The 16,488-nt window shown below is 73.3% G+C and carries 13 protein-coding genes; 2 read left to right on the top strand and 11 right to left on the bottom strand.

Going from position 1 to position 16,488, the window contains the following annotated elements; translation table 11 throughout:
* Window positions 1-18: 18 nt before the first annotated feature.
* Entirely contained in the window at window positions 19-432 is a 414-nt protein-coding gene (locus EWH70_RS29425) for a hypothetical protein (protein WP_240687296.1), read from the top strand.
* Window positions 433-436: 4 nt separating this feature from the next.
* Here EWH70_RS29425 and proB read toward each other — a convergent pair whose 3' ends face one another.
* The 5 genes from proB to EWH70_RS29450 all read right to left on the bottom strand — a co-directional run bounded on the left by proB (window position 437) and on the right by EWH70_RS29450 (window position 6,621).
* Complete coding sequence (gene proB, locus EWH70_RS29430) at window positions 437-1,552, bottom strand: glutamate 5-kinase (protein WP_130478810.1); 1,116 nt, start codon at window positions 1,550-1,552, stop codon at window positions 437-439.
* A complete protein-coding gene (gene obgE / locus EWH70_RS29435) occupies window positions 1,545-2,990 on the bottom strand; it encodes a GTPase ObgE (protein WP_130478811.1) in 1,446 nt (481 codons plus the stop codon). Before obgE ends, proB begins: the two co-directional genes overlap by 8 nt.
* Before the next feature lie 93 nt (window positions 2,991-3,083).
* The gene (gene rpmA, locus EWH70_RS29440) at window positions 3,084-3,341 is read right to left on the bottom strand and encodes a 50S ribosomal protein L27 (RefSeq protein WP_130478812.1); all 258 of its coding nucleotides are present in this window, start codon (window positions 3,339-3,341) and stop codon (window positions 3,084-3,086) included.
* Window positions 3,342-3,356: 15 nt separating this feature from the next.
* Entirely contained in the window at window positions 3,357-3,671 is a 315-nt protein-coding gene (gene rplU, locus EWH70_RS29445) for a 50S ribosomal protein L21 (protein ID WP_130478813.1), read from the bottom strand.
* 160 nt (window positions 3,672-3,831) lie between these two features.
* Window positions 3,832-6,621, bottom strand: coding sequence for a translation initiation factor IF-2 N-terminal domain-containing protein (locus EWH70_RS29450; RefSeq protein ID WP_130478814.1), 2,790 nt, complete (start codon window positions 6,619-6,621; stop codon window positions 3,832-3,834).
* Window positions 6,622-7,088: 467 nt separating this feature from the next.
* On the opposite strand from EWH70_RS29450, the gene EWH70_RS29455 reads away from it, so the two are divergent.
* Window positions 7,089-8,444 carry a S8 family peptidase gene (locus tag EWH70_RS29455; protein ID WP_165436468.1) on the top strand — a complete coding sequence of 452 codons (1,356 nt, stop codon included), beginning with the start codon at window positions 7,089-7,091 and terminating at the stop codon, window positions 8,442-8,444.
* Window positions 8,445-8,447: 3 nt separating this feature from the next.
* On the opposite strand, the gene EWH70_RS29460 is transcribed toward EWH70_RS29455, so the two are convergent.
* The 6 genes from EWH70_RS29460 to EWH70_RS29485 form a co-directional block, all read right to left on the bottom strand.
* Window positions 8,448-9,242, bottom strand: coding sequence for an ABC transporter permease (locus EWH70_RS29460; RefSeq protein ID WP_130478815.1), 795 nt, complete (start codon window positions 9,240-9,242; stop codon window positions 8,448-8,450).
* Between the two features lie 2 nt (window positions 9,243-9,244).
* Window positions 9,245-10,042, bottom strand: a complete 798-nt coding sequence (locus EWH70_RS29465; RefSeq protein WP_130478816.1) for an ABC transporter permease — start codon at window positions 10,040-10,042, stop codon at window positions 9,245-9,247.
* Window positions 10,042-10,998 carry an ABC transporter ATP-binding protein gene (locus EWH70_RS29470; RefSeq protein WP_130478817.1) on the bottom strand — a complete coding sequence of 319 codons (957 nt, stop codon included), beginning with the start codon at window positions 10,996-10,998 and terminating at the stop codon, window positions 10,042-10,044. Before EWH70_RS29470 ends, EWH70_RS29465 begins: the two co-directional genes overlap by 1 nt.
* 23 nt (window positions 10,999-11,021) lie before the next feature.
* On the bottom strand, window positions 11,022-14,402 hold the full coding sequence (locus EWH70_RS29475; RefSeq protein WP_240687303.1) for a phosphodiester glycosidase family protein: 3,381 nt from the start codon (window positions 14,400-14,402) through the stop codon (window positions 11,022-11,024).
* Window positions 14,403-15,058: 656 nt separating this feature from the next.
* Window positions 15,059-15,886, bottom strand: coding sequence for an NAD(P)H-binding protein (locus EWH70_RS29480; RefSeq protein ID WP_130478818.1), 828 nt, complete (start codon window positions 15,884-15,886; stop codon window positions 15,059-15,061).
* Window positions 15,883-16,482, bottom strand: a complete 600-nt coding sequence (locus tag EWH70_RS29485; RefSeq protein WP_165436464.1) for a TetR/AcrR family transcriptional regulator — start codon at window positions 16,480-16,482, stop codon at window positions 15,883-15,885. The genes EWH70_RS29480 and EWH70_RS29485 overlap by 4 nt, the downstream gene beginning before the upstream one ends.
* Window positions 16,483-16,488 lie beyond the last annotated feature (6 nt).

The raw sequence follows: 16,488 nt of genomic DNA on the forward strand, positions 1-16,488 counted from the left end.
TGCCTGATCATGATTGTCATGAGCGACGACGACATCCGGCCGTTCCAGCTCAAGTGGACGATCGCGGGTCCGCAGGGCGGCAAGGTCGGCTTCGAGATCACCGGCACGTTCGGCCTGTACAACGGCAACCGGGGCTACCGCATCGACGGCAGGCTGCGGATCGTCGAGGGCGAGGCGTACTACCAGGAGATCGGCAACCCGAAGCTGTTCGTCCGCCGCAACGGCGGCGAGGAGAGCGGCAGGCAGTGGGGCTGGCAGCCGATCACCGGCAAGAAGGCGTGCGACCGGCTGTGCGTGATGGAGATGTTCTTCGTCCGTACCGGCTACTGGGCACCGGCCGACCGCTCGCTGCTGCTCGACATCGGCGCACACCACCGCTGGTCGCGCCGGACCGAGTTCAGCCCGGCGGTCGAGGTCCGGATGGTCGACTAGCCGACTACGACAGGGGCACCAGGTCGTCGGCGTGGACGACCTCGCGGCGCTGTTCCTCCGGCAGCTGGTGGCTGGACCGGCCGATCAGCCCGGGCAGCTCACCCGCGTCGAAGGCCACCACGCCGCGGGCGACCACCCGCTGCGCCGGGTCGACCAGGTCGACGACGTCGCCGCCCTGGAAATCGCCATCGACGCCGGTGATCCCGGCCGCGAGCAGGGACCGGCGCCGGTGCACCACGGCGGCGACCGCGCCGTCGTCGAGGTGCAGCCTGCCGCGGGCACCCGCGGCGTAGCCGAGCCAGAACCGCCGCGCCGACAGCCGCGAGCCCGCGGCCCGGAACGCCGTGCCGGTCCCGGCGCCCACGGTGGCACCGAGCGCGTCGCCGGCCTGGGCGGCGGCCGCCAGCAGGACCGGGATGCCAGCGGCGGCGGCGGTGCGGGCCGCGGCCAGTTTGGACACCATCCCGCCGGTGCCCAGCCCGGAGCTAGACATGCCCACGGCGATGCCCTCGATGTCGGCGGGACCGTCGACATCGGTGATGCGCCGGGTGGCGCCCGAGCGCGGGTCGCCGTCGTAGAGAGCGTCCACATCGGACAGCAGAACCAGGGCCTCGGCGCCGATCAGGTGCGCCACCAGGGCGGCGAGCCGGTCGTTGTCGCCGAAGCGGATCTCCTCGGTGGCGACGGTGTCGTTCTCGTTCACCACCGGCACCGCGCCGAGCGCGAGCAGCCGGGAGAACGTGTTCTGCGCGTTGCGGTAGTGGGCGCGGCGCACGACGTCGTCCGAGGTCAGCAGGACCTGGCCGACGGTGAGCCGGTACCGGCCGAACGACTCGGCGTAGGCGTGGGCCAGCGCCAGCTGCCCGACACTGGCCGCGGCCTGCTGGGTGGCGAGGTCCCTGGGCCGGGTACCCAGCGCCAGCGGCGCGAGCCCGGCACCGATCGCACCGGAGGACACCAGCACGATCTGGCTGCCGGCACCCACCCGCGTGGCGATGGCGTCGACGAGGGCGTCCAGCCGCGTCGTGTCCAGCCCATCGCCTGCCGTGGTCAGGGCCGACGAGCCGACCTTCACCACCAGCCTGCGCGCGGCGGCGACGGCTGCCCGCGTGTCACTCACCGTCGGTGCCCTCGTCGGGACCGTCCCGCCGGATGCGCCTGGCCTCCTTGCGCTCGGCCGCCGACACCCGGCCGTGGTCCTCCAGCCGGACGTCGGTGCCGCGGCCGGTCAGGTGCACGGCCACGCCCGGGGTGGACGGCTGCCAGTCGAAGGTGACGTCGCCGATGGTGACCGGGCAGCCGGGCACCGCGCCGTGCTTGGCCAAGGCGTCCTCGACGCCGAGCCGGTTGAGCCGGTCGGCCAGGTAGCCGACGGCCTCGTCGTTGCCGAAGTTGGTCTGCCGGATCCACCGCTCCGGCCGCTCGCCGCGGACGACGAACCCGCCCGGCTCCTCCGGGTCGGGCTCGACGGTGAAGCCGGAGTCGTCGACGGCCTGCGGCCGCACCACGACCCGCTGCGGCTCCGGGGCCGGCTGCTCGGCGCGGTGCCGCTCGACGATCTCGGCCAGCGCGAACGTCAGCTCCCGCAGCCCCTGGCGGGACGCGGTGGACACCGCGAAGACCGGCAGTCCCCTGGCCTCCAGGTCGGCCCGCACCAGGTCGGCGAGGTCGGCGGCGTCGGGCACGTCGACCTTGTTCAGCACGACCACCCTCGGCCGGTCGGCGAGATCGCCGCCGAGGCTGGGCGTGTAGCGGGCCAGCTCCTCCTCCAGCGCGTCCACGTCGGACAGCGGGTCGCGGCCGGGCTCGAAGGTGGCGCAGTCGACGACGTGCACCAGCACGGCGCACCGCTCGATGTGCCGCAGGAAGTCCAGGCCGAGGCCCTTGCCCTGGCTGGCCCCGGGGATCAGCCCGGGCACGTCGGCCATGGTGAACACCGAGTCGCCCGCGGTGATGACGCCCAGATTGGGCACGAGCGTGGTGAACGGGTAGTCGGCGATCTTCGGCTTGGCCGCGGACAGCACCGAGATCAGCGACGATTTACCGGCCGAGGGGAATCCGACCAGGCCCACGTCGGCCACCGAGCGCAGTTCGAGCACCAGGTCGCGGGCCTCGCCCGGCTCGCCGAGCAGCGCGAACCCCGGTGCCTTGCGGGCCTTGGACGCCAGCGCGGCGTTGCCCAGCCCGCCCCGGCCGCCGCGGGCGGCGACGAACGTGGTGCCCTCACCGGTCAGGTCGGCCAGCAGCTCGCCGTCCTCGGTGAGCACCACGGTGCCGTCGGGGACATGCAGCTCCAGCGTCTCGCCGTTGGCCCCGGAGCGGTGGCTGCCCTGGCCCATCTTGCCGCTGCCCGCCTTGGCGTGCGGGCGGAAATGGAAGTCCAGCAGCGTGTGCACACCGCGGTCGACGACCAGCAGGACGTCTCCCCCGTTGCCGCCGTTGCCGCCGTCGGGCCCGCCCAGCGGCTTGAACTTCTCCCGGTGCACCGAGGCACAGCCGTTCCCGCCGTCCCCGGCGGCCAGGTGGATCACCGCGCGGTCAACGAACCGGGACGCCATCGTGTGCCTTTCGCAAGGGTGTGAACAGAAAGAACGAGGGGCGGAACCGGACTATTCCGGCGCCGCCCCTCGCGGAAGTGTCGAACCGGGTGCTCAGACCTCGGCCGGCACGATGTTCACGGTCTTGCGACCGCGCTTCGCACCGAACTGGACCGAGCCGTCGGCCAGCGCGAACAGCGTGTCGTCGCCGCCGCGACCGACGTTGACGCCGGGGTGGAACTTGGTACCGCGCTGCCGGACGAGGATCTCGCCGGCCTTGACGACCTGACCGCCGTACCGCTTGACACCGAGGTACTGCGGGTTGGAGTCACGGCCGTTGCGAGAGCTGGACGCGCCCTTCTTGTGTGCCATGGCTGGTCAGGTCCTTTACTTGTTGATGCCGGTGACCTCGACGCGGGTCAGCTTCTGGCGGTGACCCTGCCGCTTGTGGTACCCGGTCTTGTTCTTGAACTTGTGGATGCGGATCTTGGGACCCTTGGTCTGCTCGACGACCTTGCCGGTGACCGAGACCTTCGCCAGCGTGTCGGCGTCGGCGGTGACCTCGCCGTCGTCAACGAGCAGGACGGCGGGGAAGGTGTGCTCGGTGCCCGGCTCGCCCTCGAGCTTCTCGACCTCGACGACGTCGCCGACGGCCACCTTGTACTGCTTGCCGCCGGTCTTGACGATGGCGTACGCCGACACGGAAGTCTCCTGCTTACTCGACAGTGGGTGGGGGCTTTGCGCTCGGCCCGCCGTGGCGGTCCCTGATCGCGCAATGCAGCCCGCTCTGGTGGCGGGCCGCCTTACAGGTTACGTGCCACCCCGGAAGCGGTGACAACCGGGGTGGCGGTAACCAGGTCGGTCAGCTCTTGTCGTCCACGCCGACCGGCGGTCCGGCCGGACGGCTCGCCGCCCGCCGGGCCCTGCGCCGCACGGGACGGGCCGGGGCCTCCTGCTCCGCCTGGGCGGGGACGTCCGGCTCGTCGGGCACGGCCACCGGCTCCGGTGCGGCCACGGCCTCGGCCACCTGGGCCGCGGTGTCCGGCTGCGTCTCCGGGACGTCCTCCGGCTCGGGCGTCACCGGCGCGGGCGGCTCGGCGGCGGACTCGGGCACGGCCACCGGCTCGGCGGCGTGACCGTTCAGCTCCGAGGACACCGAGGGCATCTCGGGGGTTTCCGGCTCGCTGCGGACGGCCTTGGACGCGTTGGCCATCGCCTGCACGGCGCTGACGACGGACTCCCGCTGCTCCGGGGTGGGCTCGGGGATCTTCTCGGCCTGGCGCTCGTCGGACTTGGACCTGCCGCGGGAGCGCCGCGAGCTCTGCTGGCCGCCGGACGATCCGGCGGGCGCACCGGAGCCCGAGGAGCCGTTGCCCGCGCCCTTGGGCTGGTCGGTGGAGACCACCACGCCACGGCCCTTGCAGTGCTCACAGGTGCTGGAGAAGGCCTCCAGCAGGCCGGTGCCGACCTTCTTGCGGGTCATCTGGACCAGGCCGAGCGAGGTCACCTCGGCGACCTGGTGACGGGTGCGGTCGCGGCCGAGGCACTCGGTGAGCCTGCGCAGCACCAGTTCCCGGTTGGACTCCAGCACCATGTCGATGAAGTCGATCACGATGATGCCGCCGATGTCGCGCAGCCGCAGCTGGCGGACGATCTCCTCGGCCGACTCCAGGTTGTTGCGGGTCACCGTCTCCTCGAGGTTGCCGCCGGAGCCGGTGAACTTGCCGGTGTTGACGTCGATCACCGTCATGGCCTCGGTCCGGTCGATGACCAGGTAGCCGCCCGAGGGCAGCCAGACCTTGCGGTCGAGTGCCTTGGTGATCTGCTCGTCGATCCGGTGCTCGGCGAACACGTCGCCGTTGCCGGTGTAGCGCTTGAGCCGCTCGGTCAGGTCCGGTGCGACGTGCTGCACGTAGGCGTGGATGGTCTCCCACGCCGTGTTGCCCTGGACCTCCAGCTTGGCGAAGTCCTCGGTGAACAGGTCGCGGATGACCTTGACCAGGAGGTCCGGCTCCTCGTAGAGCATGGTCGGCGCGCCGGACTTCTTGCCGCCGTTGCGGCCGGCCTCGGCCTTCTCCTTGATGACGTCCCACTGCGCCTTGAGGCGGCGGACGTCGCGCTCCAGCTCCTCCTCGCTGATGCCCTCCGAGGCGGTGCGGATGATCACACCGGCGTCCTCCGGGACGATCCGCTTGAGGATGTCCTTGAGCCGCCGCCGCTCGTTCTCCGGCAGCTTGCGGGAGATGCCGGTGGCACCGCCGGCCGGCACGTAGACCAGGAAGCGGCCGGGTAGCGAGATCTGGGTGGTCAGCCGGGCGCCCTTGTGCCCGACCGGGTCCTTGGTGACCTGGACCAGCACGCTGTCGCCGGTGGACAGCGCCTGCTCGATCTTACGGGCCTTGCCCTCCAGGCCGGCGGCGTCCCAGTCGACCTCACCGGCGTAGAGCACGGCGTTGCGGCCGCGGCCGATGTCGATGAACGCGGCCTCCATGGACGGCAGGACGTTCTGCACGCGGCCGAGGTAGACGTTGCCGACGATCGAGCCGCTGCCCGACGAGGTCACGAAGTGCTCGACCAGCACGCCGTCCTCGAGCACGCCGATCTGCGTGGAGTCGCCCTTCTCGGCGACGACCATCGTGCGCTCGACCGACTCGCGGCGGGCGAGGAACTCGGCCTCGGACAGGATCGGCGCGCGCCTGCGGCCCGCCTCCCTGCCGTCGCGCCTGCGCTGCCGCTTGGCCTCCAGCCGGGTGGAGCCGCGGACGCTGCGGACCTCGTCGCGGGCCTTGGCGCCGGACTCCGCGTCGGACTTGCCCTGGCGGACGTGGACGACGGTGTTCGGCGGGTCGTCGGTGCCGGTCTCGCCGTCGGCCTCGCCGTCCCCGCCCGCCTTGCGGCGGCGGCGCCTGCGGCGGCGGGACTTGCTGCCCTCGACCTCGCCGGAGTCGTCGGACTCGTCCGAGGACTCCGCGCCGTCGGCGCCGTCGTCCTTGGCCTCCTGCTCGTCCTTCTGCTTCTTCTTCGAGCCCTTGGAGTCCTTGGAGTCCTTCGGGTCCCTGGCGTCCTTGGGCTGCTCGTCGGCCTCGGGCTCGCCGTCGGCGGACTCGTCGTCGGCGTCGCGGCCCTCGTCGCCGCCCTTGCCCCGGCCACGCCCGCGGCGGCCGCGGCGCCGCCTGCGGCGCCCGCCTGCCTCGTCGTCGTCCTCGTCAGAACCGGAGTCGGCGGGCTGCTCCTCGGGCTCGGCGGCCTCCTTCGGCTCCGGCTTGCCCGCCGGGGGCTCCGGCGGCAGGAAGACCGGCGACGGCGCCGCGAACAGCGGCATGTGCGCGGCCGGCTGCGGTTCCGGCTCGGGTTCGGGCTCCGGGGCCTTCCCGGTGACCTCCGTGACCTGGGCGGGCTCGGGCGCCTGCTCCACGAGCAGGCCCAGCCGGTCGGCGACCCGCAACGCGACGTCCTTGGTCACGCTGGACTGCGCGCTGCGGATCGTCTCACCGAGCTCGGTGAGCGTGGTGAGGATCTCCCGGCTGCTGGAGCCGAGAATCTTCGCCAGGGCGTGGACCCTGATCCGTGGTGGCAGGTCGGCCAGCGGGCCGGACGTGGGTGTGGCGGGATTCCCGCCGGGGCTCTCGGCGGGTGTTTCCGCGTTCGACATACATCTCCTCCGCCCCCGGGCGCGTCACCCAGAGGAGACGCGGCCGCACAGGGGCCCTTTCTGTTCTGTTGGTACCGCCACGGTGATCCACCGCGACGGGAATCCTGTCCTGACATCGGGCACGCGGCCGGTGCGCGCCGTCGAGCCTGACCAGGGCGAACACCTGGTGACGGCGACGGCCGGCACACTCGAGTGCGTTACCGGGCCACCCGTCCGTGGCCGCCCGGGACGGGCTGCCATGGCCAGGGGGCCGCCTCAAGTATCCCACACGGTGCGCTCCCCGTCGGGTACTCGGTGGCGCCAAGGCCGCCGGACCCCCTGTGACGAGCGGTGGAAGGACCGACACGCGGACCCATCGGAGGTAACTTCGCCGTCCCGCTTGTCCCCCCTCGCCCGGGTGATTACCGTGCGGCTTGGCAGGCCCACCCCGACGGCCTGCCGACGAGCTGGTTGCGGTGGAGGTCCCGGTGTCCGTGCTGCGGCGTGCGAGCACGGTGGTCGCGTGTGCCACGCTCGTGCTGGCTGGCCAGCAGCCGGCGAGCGCGAGCGCCGAGCGTGACTGCGTCAGCACCCGGAGCACCCGTTACCTGGTGGTCTTCGACCGCGGCACGTCCGCCGACGATGCCGACACCCTGGTCGAGGCGGCGTGTGGCCGGACCACCGCCTACTACCCGCAGATCGCCGTCGGGGTGGCCACCTCGGCCGACCCGGACTTCGGCGAGCGGGTGCGGCCGGCGGCCGCGTTCAGCGCGCAGGCCCACCGCCGGACGTCCAAGTCCGTGCCGCTGCCGGGCGGGCGGCAGCGCATCCGGGCCGACGACCACACCGTGCCGGCCGCCGACCGGCACGCCGAGCAGTGGAACCTGCGGATGATCCACGCCGACGCCCCGTGGACCGCCGCGGGCCGGGACAAGGTCGTCGTCGGGGTGCTCGACTCCGGGATCGACCCGGCTCATCCGGACCTGGCCGGTGCCGTCGACGCCGAGCAGTCGGCAGGCTGCCTCACCGGCGCCCCGGAGACCTCGCCCAAGGCGTGGCGGCCGACCACCTCGCCGCACGGGACGCACGTGGCCGGCACGATCGCGGCCGCCGACGACGGCAGGGGCGTCACCGGTGTGGCGCCCGGGGTGCGGGTGGCGTCGATCAAGGTGGTCGACGACCGCGGCCGGATCGACCCGGAGGCCGCGGTGTGCGGCCTGATGTGGGCGGCCGACAACGACATGGCGGTCACCAACTCCAGCTTCGCGGTCGACACCGGTGAGCCGGCCTGCTCGGGTGAGGACCGCACGGCGGTGGTCGAGGCGGTGTCGCGGGCGGTGGCCTACGCGGGCGCGCGGGGCACGCTCAACGTCGCCGCGGCCACCAACGACGCGGCCGGGCTCAGCCCGGTCACCAAGGCCGGGCCCCGCACCCGGTGCGCGACGGTGCCGGCGAGCCTGCGGGAGGTGGTGACCGTGTCGGCCACCACCGACGACGGGACCAAGGCGGGCTACAGCTCCTACGGCCTCGGCGTGGTCGACCTGGCCGCCCCCGGCGGGGCGGGCGGGGACTGCGTGCTGTCCACGGTCCCCGGCGGGTACGCGCCGCTGTGCGGCACGTCGATGGCGGCGCCGCACGTCGCCGGGGTCGCGGCCCGGCTGGCCGCCGAGCACCCCGGCTGGAGCGCGCGCCAGCTGCGGGCGACGCTGCAGTCGCGGGCGCGGCCGCTGGCCTGCCCCGACGACTACGACCTCACCGGCGACGGCACGCAGGACGCGTTCTGCGCCGGGTACGAGGCCTACAACGGCTTCTACGGCCACGGCATGGTCAGCGCGACGCCCTGAGCGTCAGCGCAGCAGGAGCTTGCTCACCCGGCGGGCGGCCGCCCAGACGCCGACGGCGGCGAGCGCGAGCAGGTACGCGACGTGGCCGAGCATGCTGAGGTCCACGACTCCGGTGGCGAAGCCCCTGGCCAGTTCGACGCCGTGGTACAGCGGCGAGACCTGCACCACCGCCTGCAGCGGCCCGGGGTAGACCGACAGCGGGTAGAACGTGGTGGAGAACAGGAACATCGGCATCACGGCGAGCTGGATGTACTCGAACTGCGACGGCGTGCGCAGGAACGTCGCGCACGCCATCCCGACCGCGGCGAAGGCCAGCGAGACCAGCAGCGCCACCGGGATCAGCAGCAGCGCCAGCGGCGAGGTGACCAGGCCCATGACGGCCATGACCGCGAGGAAGGCGACCGAGTACATCCCGCCCCGCAGCACGGCCCAGCTGATCTCGCCGAGCGCGATGTCCAGTGGCCCGATCGGCGTGGCCAGCATCGCCTCGTACAGCCGCGACCAGCGGAACTTGAAGTACACCGCGAACGTGGCGTCGAAGACCGCGCCGTTCATCGCCGAGGCGACCAGCAGGGCGGGGGCGACGAACGCCACGTAGGTCATCGGCTGCCCGCCGGGCCCGATGACGTCGCCGACCAGGGCGCCGAACCCGATCTGGAAAGCCAGCAGGTACAGCAGCGGCTCGACGACACCGGACACGAACACCAGCCAGGCCCGCCGGTAGACCAGCGCGGAACGTTCGATGAGCCGGCTCACCCTGCCCGCGTACAGGCCGGGCGGCAGCATCCGCAGCAGCATGGTCACACCACCAGCCGCTTGTGGAACCAGTGCCGGGCGAGCAGGGTGCCCGCGGTGAACACCGCGGCCAGGTAGGCGAGGTGCCCGAGCGCGGGCAGCGCGTCGAGGGTGCCCAGCGTCGCTCCCCTGGCCAGTTCGTTTCCGTGCCACAGCGGGGAAATCCACGCCAGCGGCCGCAGCGGCGCGGGGATCTGCTCGATCGGGAAGAACGTGCCGGAGAACAACGTCATCGGCATCACGACGAACCGGAACACCGACGCGAACCGCTCCCCCTCGTCGTAGGTGGACGCGGCCAGCGCCATCACCGGGGTCGCGCAGGCCAGGCCGGTGCCGACGCCGACCAGCACCACCAGGATCACGCCGGCGTTGAGCCAGCCGCCGAACACCGCGGCCATCACGGCGTAGACCGACGCGGCCAGCGCCAGCCGCATTGCCGTCCACAGCAGCTGCCCGCCGAACACCTGGCCGGGCGTGATCGGTGTGGCGGTGACCGCGACGTAGTCCTTCTGCCACTTGAACCCGGACAGCACCGGGTAGCTGGACTCGCTGACCGCGTTCATGACCGCGCCGGAGCACAGCAGGGTCGGTGCGACGTAGTGCAGATAGGACAGTCCGCCGGTGGCCGCGCCCGGCTGCACCTGGGACCCGAAGCCCAGCCCCATGGCGGCGAGGAAGAACAGCGGCTGCAGGCCGGTGGAGTACAGGTTGGACGTCCAGTACCGCCGGTACCACATCCAGTGGCCCTCGACGCGCAGCCAGGCCGCGCGCCAGGAGCCGACGACGGTCGCCTGACTGCTCATCAGTCCACCAGCGTCCGGCCGGTCAGCGTGAGGAACACGTCCTCCAGCGTGCTGCGGCGCACCAGGCTGGACACCGGGCGCACGCCGCGCTGGTAGGCGGTCTCCAGCGCGGACTCGCCGTGCCGGGTGTAGAGCAGCAGCCGGTCGGGCAGCACCTCGACGCGCTCGGCGATGCCGTCGAGCGTGGTGGCGACGCCGTCCTGCTCACCGGGCGCGAACCGCAGCTCCAGCACCTCGCGGGTGGAGTAGCGGGCGATCAGCTCGGCCGGGGAGCCCTCGGCGGCGATGAGACCGCCGTCCATGACGACCAGCCGGTCGCACAGCTGCTCGGCCTCGTCCATGTAGTGGGTGGTGATGATCAGCGTGACGCCGCGGGACTTCAGCCGGAACAGCCGGTCCCACAGCAGGTGCCGGGCCTGCGGGTCCAGACCGGTGGTGGGTTCGTCGAGCAGCAGCAGCTCCGGGTCGTTGACCAGCGACCTGGCGATCGTCAGCCTGCGTTTCATGCCGCCGGACAGTGACTCGACCTCGTCGTTCTCACGGTCGCCGAGCTGGGCGAAGTCGAGCAACTCGGTGGCCTTGGCACGCACGTGCGCGCGGGACAGCCCGAAGTAGCGGCCGTAGACCTGCAGGTTCTGCCGGACGGTGAGCTCGCCGTCGAGGTTGTCCTGCTGCGGGACGACGCCGAGCCGGGCGCGGATGCGCGGGCCGTCGGTGTCCGGGTCGGCGCCGAGCACGGTCAGCTCGCCGTCCGAGCGTGGTGACACACAGCCGATCATCCGCATGGTCGACGACTTGCCCGCGCCGTTGGGCCCGAGGAAGCCGAACGCCTCGCCGCGGCGGACCTCGACGTCGACGCCGCGGACGGCCTCGGTGTCGCCGAACCGCTTGACCAGCGCCTTCGCCTGGACCATCAGCTGCGCGGACTCGTCCCCATGCTCACCCACGCCCCGCATGCTCCCACGGGGCACCGACAGAATCAGCCGGTTTTCACCGCCACGGTGCGGGCAGCGCCGTTCACCACCACCGTCAGCTCGGCGATGCCCGGCCGCAACGCGGTCAGCATCCCGGTCGCCGGATCGAACACCGCGACGTCGGCCGGTCCGGGCCTGCTCGGGCCGGACCGGGCCGGGGTGACGACGTGTGTGCCGCGGCCGCCGATCCAGTCGGCGCTGACCGGGTAGGCCACCGGCACCCGCCTGCCGCCCTGGGTGAGCACGGCCGTCACCGGCGCGGACTGCCCGGGCGCCAGCGTTGCCGGCCCGGTCGCCTCCAGCGTGTCGACGTGCGGGCGCACGTCCAGGCGCACCGGCTGCTCGCGGTCGGCGGGGTCGGCCCGCAGCAGCGTCCAGCCGGTGAACCCGCCGGCGTCCGGCGCCGCCGCCGGTGCCTTGCCGGAGTTGCCGTTGACCAGGTACGGCACACCGTCCACACGCGACACCGAGAACACCCCGGCGTGCGCGGCGACGGCACCGGCCTGCTTGCCGGACCGCTGCTCGAACTCGGTGAGCCAGCGGGTCAGCAGCTCGGCCTCCTTGCGGTCGGTCAGCTGCGAGTTGCCGGTCGGGCTGGGGTCGGCCACCGGGTGGTGCATGGCCACCAGGACACCGCGCACCAGTGGGTCGGCGGCGGCGCCGTCTAGTGCCTCGCGCAGCATCCGGACCTGGTCGAACCCGCCCGCGCGCAGCGTGCCGCGCGAGGAGTCCAGCAGCACCAGCCGGATCCCGCGCCAGTCCAGGACGCGGTGCGTGGGTCCGAACTCTGCGGTGAACTCAGCCAGGCCGCTGCCTGCCTCGGCCTCGTGGTTGCCGGGCAGGTAGAACCACGGCACCCGGCCGTCCAGCTCGTCGGTGAGCACGGCGCGGGCCAGGTCGAAGTCGGCCGCGGTGCCCCGGTCGACCAGATCGCCCGCGATCAGCACCAGGTCCGGCCGCGCGGCGACGGCCTCGCGCAGTGTCCGGCGCGCCTGCGTCACCAGCGGGCCGTTCGGGGCGTCGGCGGTGAACTGGGCGTCGCTGACCACGGCGACCCGCAGGCCCGGCGTCCCCGGCGCCGCGTTGGATCCGTCCAGCAGCACCGACGGGTCCCGCCCGGCGGGATCGGCGGGCACGTCGGCGGCAGGTGAGACGGCGACGCTGAGATCGTCGAACACCAGACGGCCGGAGTACTGCTGATCGGGGACGTTCTCCACGGCGTAGAACTTGGTCAGCCGCTGTCCCGACGGCAGCCCGGGCGGGACGGTGCCCTCGACGTAGCGCCAGCCGGTCCAGTCGACCGACAGCGCGAGGTCCACCAGCGACGGGACGTTCGCGGCGTCGCGAAGCTCGGCGCGCAGCCAGGCGCCCTTGCCGTCCCCGTTGACCCAGATGCCGACCCGCTGGGTGCCGGGCGGCAGCGGCAGCGGGGTGGCGGCGTTGACGTAGGCGGCGCGGGTCGCCGTGGTGCCGGTGAGCCGGTAGTCCAGCGCCAGGCCCAGGCTCGTGCCGCGGCCGGGGGCGTCGGAGATGGCGGCGCCGACGACGCCCGGGTACACGCTGGCGGTCCAGCCCCGTGCACCGTCCACAGGGGACAGAACGCGCAGCTCGGTGCCGATCGACGCGGCCAGGTGGGTCCGCAGGCCGCCGCCGGTGACGGTGATGCCGGTGGCGCCGGAGGGCTTGAGCGCGGTGACGGTGAACCGGTCCCCCGCCGGTTCGATCCGCACCACCGAGCGGTCGTAGTCCAGCGTGACGTCGCCGGGTTCCAGCCAGGTGCCGTAACCGTCCGCGTCGTAGCCGTAGACCTGGAACGAGCCCTTCGCCCCGGCGCCGGACAGGGCGACCTGCTCGGTGCTGGTGCCCAGCCGCGTCGCGGCGCCGAGCACGGTCAGCGTCACACTGCCGGTGGCCTGGCCGCTGGTGGCGGTGGCGCGGACGTCGGCACGGCGGGCGGGGTTCAGCCGGTCGGCGTGCCCGGTGAACACCGGGCCGTCCAGGGTGCCGCGGGTGACGTTGGAGGTCGACCACCGCGGCTGCGCGGCGACGGCGGCGCCGGTCTCATCGTGGCCGCCGGCGACGAGCCTGCGGGTGAAGCCGGACAGCACCCGCTCGCCCAGCCGCGCGGCCTGTTCGGGCCGGGGCGCGAAACCGGTCAGCCTGCCGCTGCCGGGGACCGTGGTGATGCCGAGGCCGTTGGGCACGATCCGCTCGCCGCCGTCGGACGGGCTGTTGCGCACCCCCGCCGCGGGAGCGCCCATCGGCCGGGCCAGCAGCGTCGACGAGCCGCCGCCGTCGAGGTTGATGGCGTCGTCGGCGCCCAGCGCCTTCATGTGCCTGGCCAGCTCCAGCTCGGTCATGCCACGGCTGTCGGCCTGCCGTCCGTCCACAGTGGCCAGCCACATCCGCTTGCCGTCGGCGGAGAAGCCGACCGCGGTACGCGGATGCGGCACGGTGTCGTCGACCGGTCGCACGACGCCGTCGGCCACCAGCACGCGGTTGCCGCCGACGGCGACGGCGATCTCGCCGGCGTCGCTGCGCGGGGCGTAGCTCACCGCGACCCGGTCGCCGGGTTTCAGGCCGGCGAGCCGGTCGGCCCCGGCCTCGCGGCCGGTCAGCACGAGGGTGCCCGCGGCGATCGGCCCGTCGGCGGGCTGGGTCCGGACCTGGGTGACGACACCGTCGCGCAGCTCCGCTTCGGCGACCCGGGCCGCGCCCGCGACGCTGGTGCGCCGGGATGTGGTGCCCCACAGCGGGGTGTAGACGCCGAGGCCGTCGCGGGGCAGGACGGCGCCGTTGAGGTTGGTCGCAGGCACGGGTCCGCCGGGCAGGGTCACGGTGGCGTCGAGGAACACCTCGGCCAGCCGGGCCCGGTTGTCGGCGGTGATCGACGCGGTCAGGTTGTGCCCGGTGGCCGGCGCGGTCTGCAGTTGCCGGTCGGCGATGCCGACGCCCAGGGGCGCGCCGGTGGCGTTGATGTCGAAGAAGTCGCCGTTCACCGCGGCGACCGCGCCGGTCCGGGCGGCCTGCTGGGACAGCGGCGTGCGGGCGGCGACGTTGCCGGGGCTGAGGTAGGCGGGTTTGAGCACCGGGGAGGACAGGTCGACGGTGAGCGTGTCGCCGCGGATCCAGCCCGCCGGGTCGAGCCGGTCGAACTCGGTGAGTTCCAGCCCGGGCGCGACCGGGGTGCTGGCGCTGGCGGTGACGAGGCCGTCGTCCGGGGTGTTCGTGGTGTAGCTGAGCGGGGCCTCGCGGGCCGAGGACGCGGCGGGAGCGGCTTCGGCGGGCGGTGGGCCGAGCGGGGCGGCGAGTGGATCGGCCAGCGCGGGCGCCGGGAGCGCCAGCACCACCCCCGTCACGGTCGCCAGGACGGCAGCGGGCAGCACTCTTCTCACGTGACGCTCCACGGGATCGGGGGGACCGGTTCGGGGAATTCAGCACAGCGCATCCGGCCTGCGGGCGGAAGGCCGCGGGGTGAACATCAGTCGAACCGCCCAAGGCGGCCGCACCAGCGTGGCGCACCTGCCCGGCCACGAACGAGAACGGTGGCCCGGTGCGCAGCGTGACCGGTGGCCGTCCGTCAAAGCACGTGAAGGCCACCTTCACCACGTCTGACGTCAGGGTCCCGGCAAAGTCCGGTGACCGCGGCCGCGGCGCTGTTGCGAAGGGCACCTTGGTTGCGAGATTCGCCAGGATGGTGCCGTTGGCTGCGAGTGTGGGGTCTCGTTCGTGTGACCGGCGGTGCCGTTGTGGTGGCCGGTCAGCTGGGTCGGTGTGAAGGCCGAGTTCCTGTCGTCTGACTTGATGAAGGTGGCCTTCATGCGCTTCCGGCCCGGGTCTCGCCGCCTCGGCGAGCACAACGTGCACAACAGGCACAACGGGCTCAGCAGTCCCACCGGCCACCACGAACGAGACCCTCGCGCGTCGGGCACAAGCACGTGAAGGCCACCTTCACCACATGAGACGTAATGAAGGGGGCCTTCACGAGCTTCGACCAGGACCGGCGTCGAGCCCGCTACCTCGCTCGTGGTGCCGCTGGCCGTCACCAGTCGTGGGCGGCGAACTCCGCGAACGTTCCCGGCCGCCTGCCGAGGAGGGCGGGCAGGTCCGCGGCGACCGCTTCCGCCGCACCCTCGCGGATGAACGCGAACAGCCCGCACAGCGTGTCGACGTAGTCGGCGGCCCAGCCCAGCGCCGCCGCGCCGGCCCGGAACTCCTCCTCGCCGACGGCGCGGTAGGCGCGGACCGGAAGACCGTGCGCGGCCCCGGTCGCGGCCAGGTCGGCGAACGTCAGGCTCTCCGGCCCGGTCAGCGTGTACTCCCGCCCGTCGTGCCCGCCGCGCAGGGTGACGGCGGCGGCCGCCGCGATGTCGCGGGCGTCGATGAAGCTCACCGCCGCCTGTCCCGCCGGCAGGCTCAGCGTCCCGCCGGAGGCCGCCGCCAGCACGGCCAGCGGGCCCTCGGTGACGTTCTGGTGGAACCAGTTGGGCCGCAGGATCGTCCAGCGCAGTCCACTCGCGGCCAGGTGCAGCTCGACCGCCCGCTGGTCGGTCTCCGGTGGCGCGTACTGCATGCCGAGCGCCGTCATCAGCACCACGCGCCGCACACCCGCCCGTTCGGCGGTGCCGAGGAACTCCACGACCCGCTCACCGAGTCCGGCCACCGACCGATGCCCGTCGTCGCCGCCGGGCAGCACCAGGAACACACTGTCCACATCGGACAGGGCGGCGGTCCAGCCGGCTGGCTCGAACCAGTCCAGCGGGACGGCCGACCGCCGCGAAGCCGGACGCGCCGCGACCCCGCGCTCCGCCAGCGCGGCCAGCACCCGGCTGCCCACCTTGCCGGTCGCGCCGGTCACCAGCACCGTCATCGGTCCACCTCCAGGGTCGCGGCGAGCATGTCGGTCAGCACGGCGGCGAACCCGCCGGGATCGGGCCGGTCGTGCCGCAGGACGGCCGGGAACAGCAGGCCGTCGAGCGCGGCGACGACGACGTCGGTCACCTCGTCCACCGAGCGGCGGGAACTGAACGCCCCGCTGTCCATGCCGTGCGCCAGCACGTCCAGGAACGGCGCGCGGTAGCGGGCCTGCAGCCGCAGGCTGTGCTCCCGCAGCTCCTCGTCGTGCGCGGCGGCGGCCCAGAACTCCATGAGCATCCGCCAGACCGGCACCGGCGTGGCGGCACCGCGGGCGATCAGCGCGCACAGGCGGTCCCACGGCCCGGTCAGCTCGGCGCCCACCTGCTCCATGGCGGCGACCTCGAGGTCGGTCGACCGGCGCAGGGCCTCGACCAGCATGTCGTCGCGGGTTCCGAAGTAGCCCTGCAGCGTTCCGACGGCCACGCCGCTGGCCCGCGCCACGTCGGAGAACCGGGTCGCGGCGTAGCCACGCTCGGCGAGCACCTCCGCGGCCACCGCCAGGATCTCGTCGCGCCTGCCACCACCGGCACGCCGTCGCCGCATCGTCATACGGCG

Source organism: Amycolatopsis suaedae (genome assembly GCF_004214935.1).
Taxonomy (GTDB): domain Bacteria; phylum Actinomycetota; class Actinomycetes; order Mycobacteriales; family Pseudonocardiaceae; genus Amycolatopsis; species Amycolatopsis suaedae.

Excerpts from the sequence above, each read along its gene's own strand:
- EWH70_RS29425 (WP_240687296.1), top strand. The coding sequence starts at position 19 with ATGAGCGACGACGACATCCGGCCGTTCCAGCTCAAGTGGACGATCGCG.
- obgE (WP_130478811.1), bottom strand. The coding sequence starts at position 2,990 with ATGGCGTCCCGGTTCGTTGACCGCGCGGTGATCCACCTGGCCGCCGGG.
- rpmA (WP_130478812.1), bottom strand. The coding sequence starts at position 3,341 with ATGGCACACAAGAAGGGCGCGTCCAGCTCTCGCAACGGCCGTGACTCC.
- EWH70_RS29450 (WP_130478814.1), bottom strand. The coding sequence starts at position 6,621 with ATGTCGAACGCGGAAACACCCGCCGAGAGCCCCGGCGGGAATCCCGCC.
- EWH70_RS29460 (WP_130478815.1), bottom strand. The coding sequence starts at position 9,242 with ATGCTGCTGCGGATGCTGCCGCCCGGCCTGTACGCGGGCAGGGTGAGC.
- EWH70_RS29465 (WP_130478816.1), bottom strand. The coding sequence starts at position 10,042 with ATGAGCAGTCAGGCGACCGTCGTCGGCTCCTGGCGCGCGGCCTGGCTG.
- EWH70_RS29470 (WP_130478817.1), bottom strand. The coding sequence starts at position 10,998 with ATGCGGGGCGTGGGTGAGCATGGGGACGAGTCCGCGCAGCTGATGGTC.
- EWH70_RS29480 (WP_130478818.1), bottom strand. The coding sequence starts at position 15,886 with ATGACGGTGCTGGTGACCGGCGCGACCGGCAAGGTGGGCAGCCGGGTG.
- EWH70_RS29485 (WP_165436464.1), bottom strand. The coding sequence starts at position 16,482 with ATGACGATGCGGCGACGGCGTGCCGGTGGTGGCAGGCGCGACGAGATC.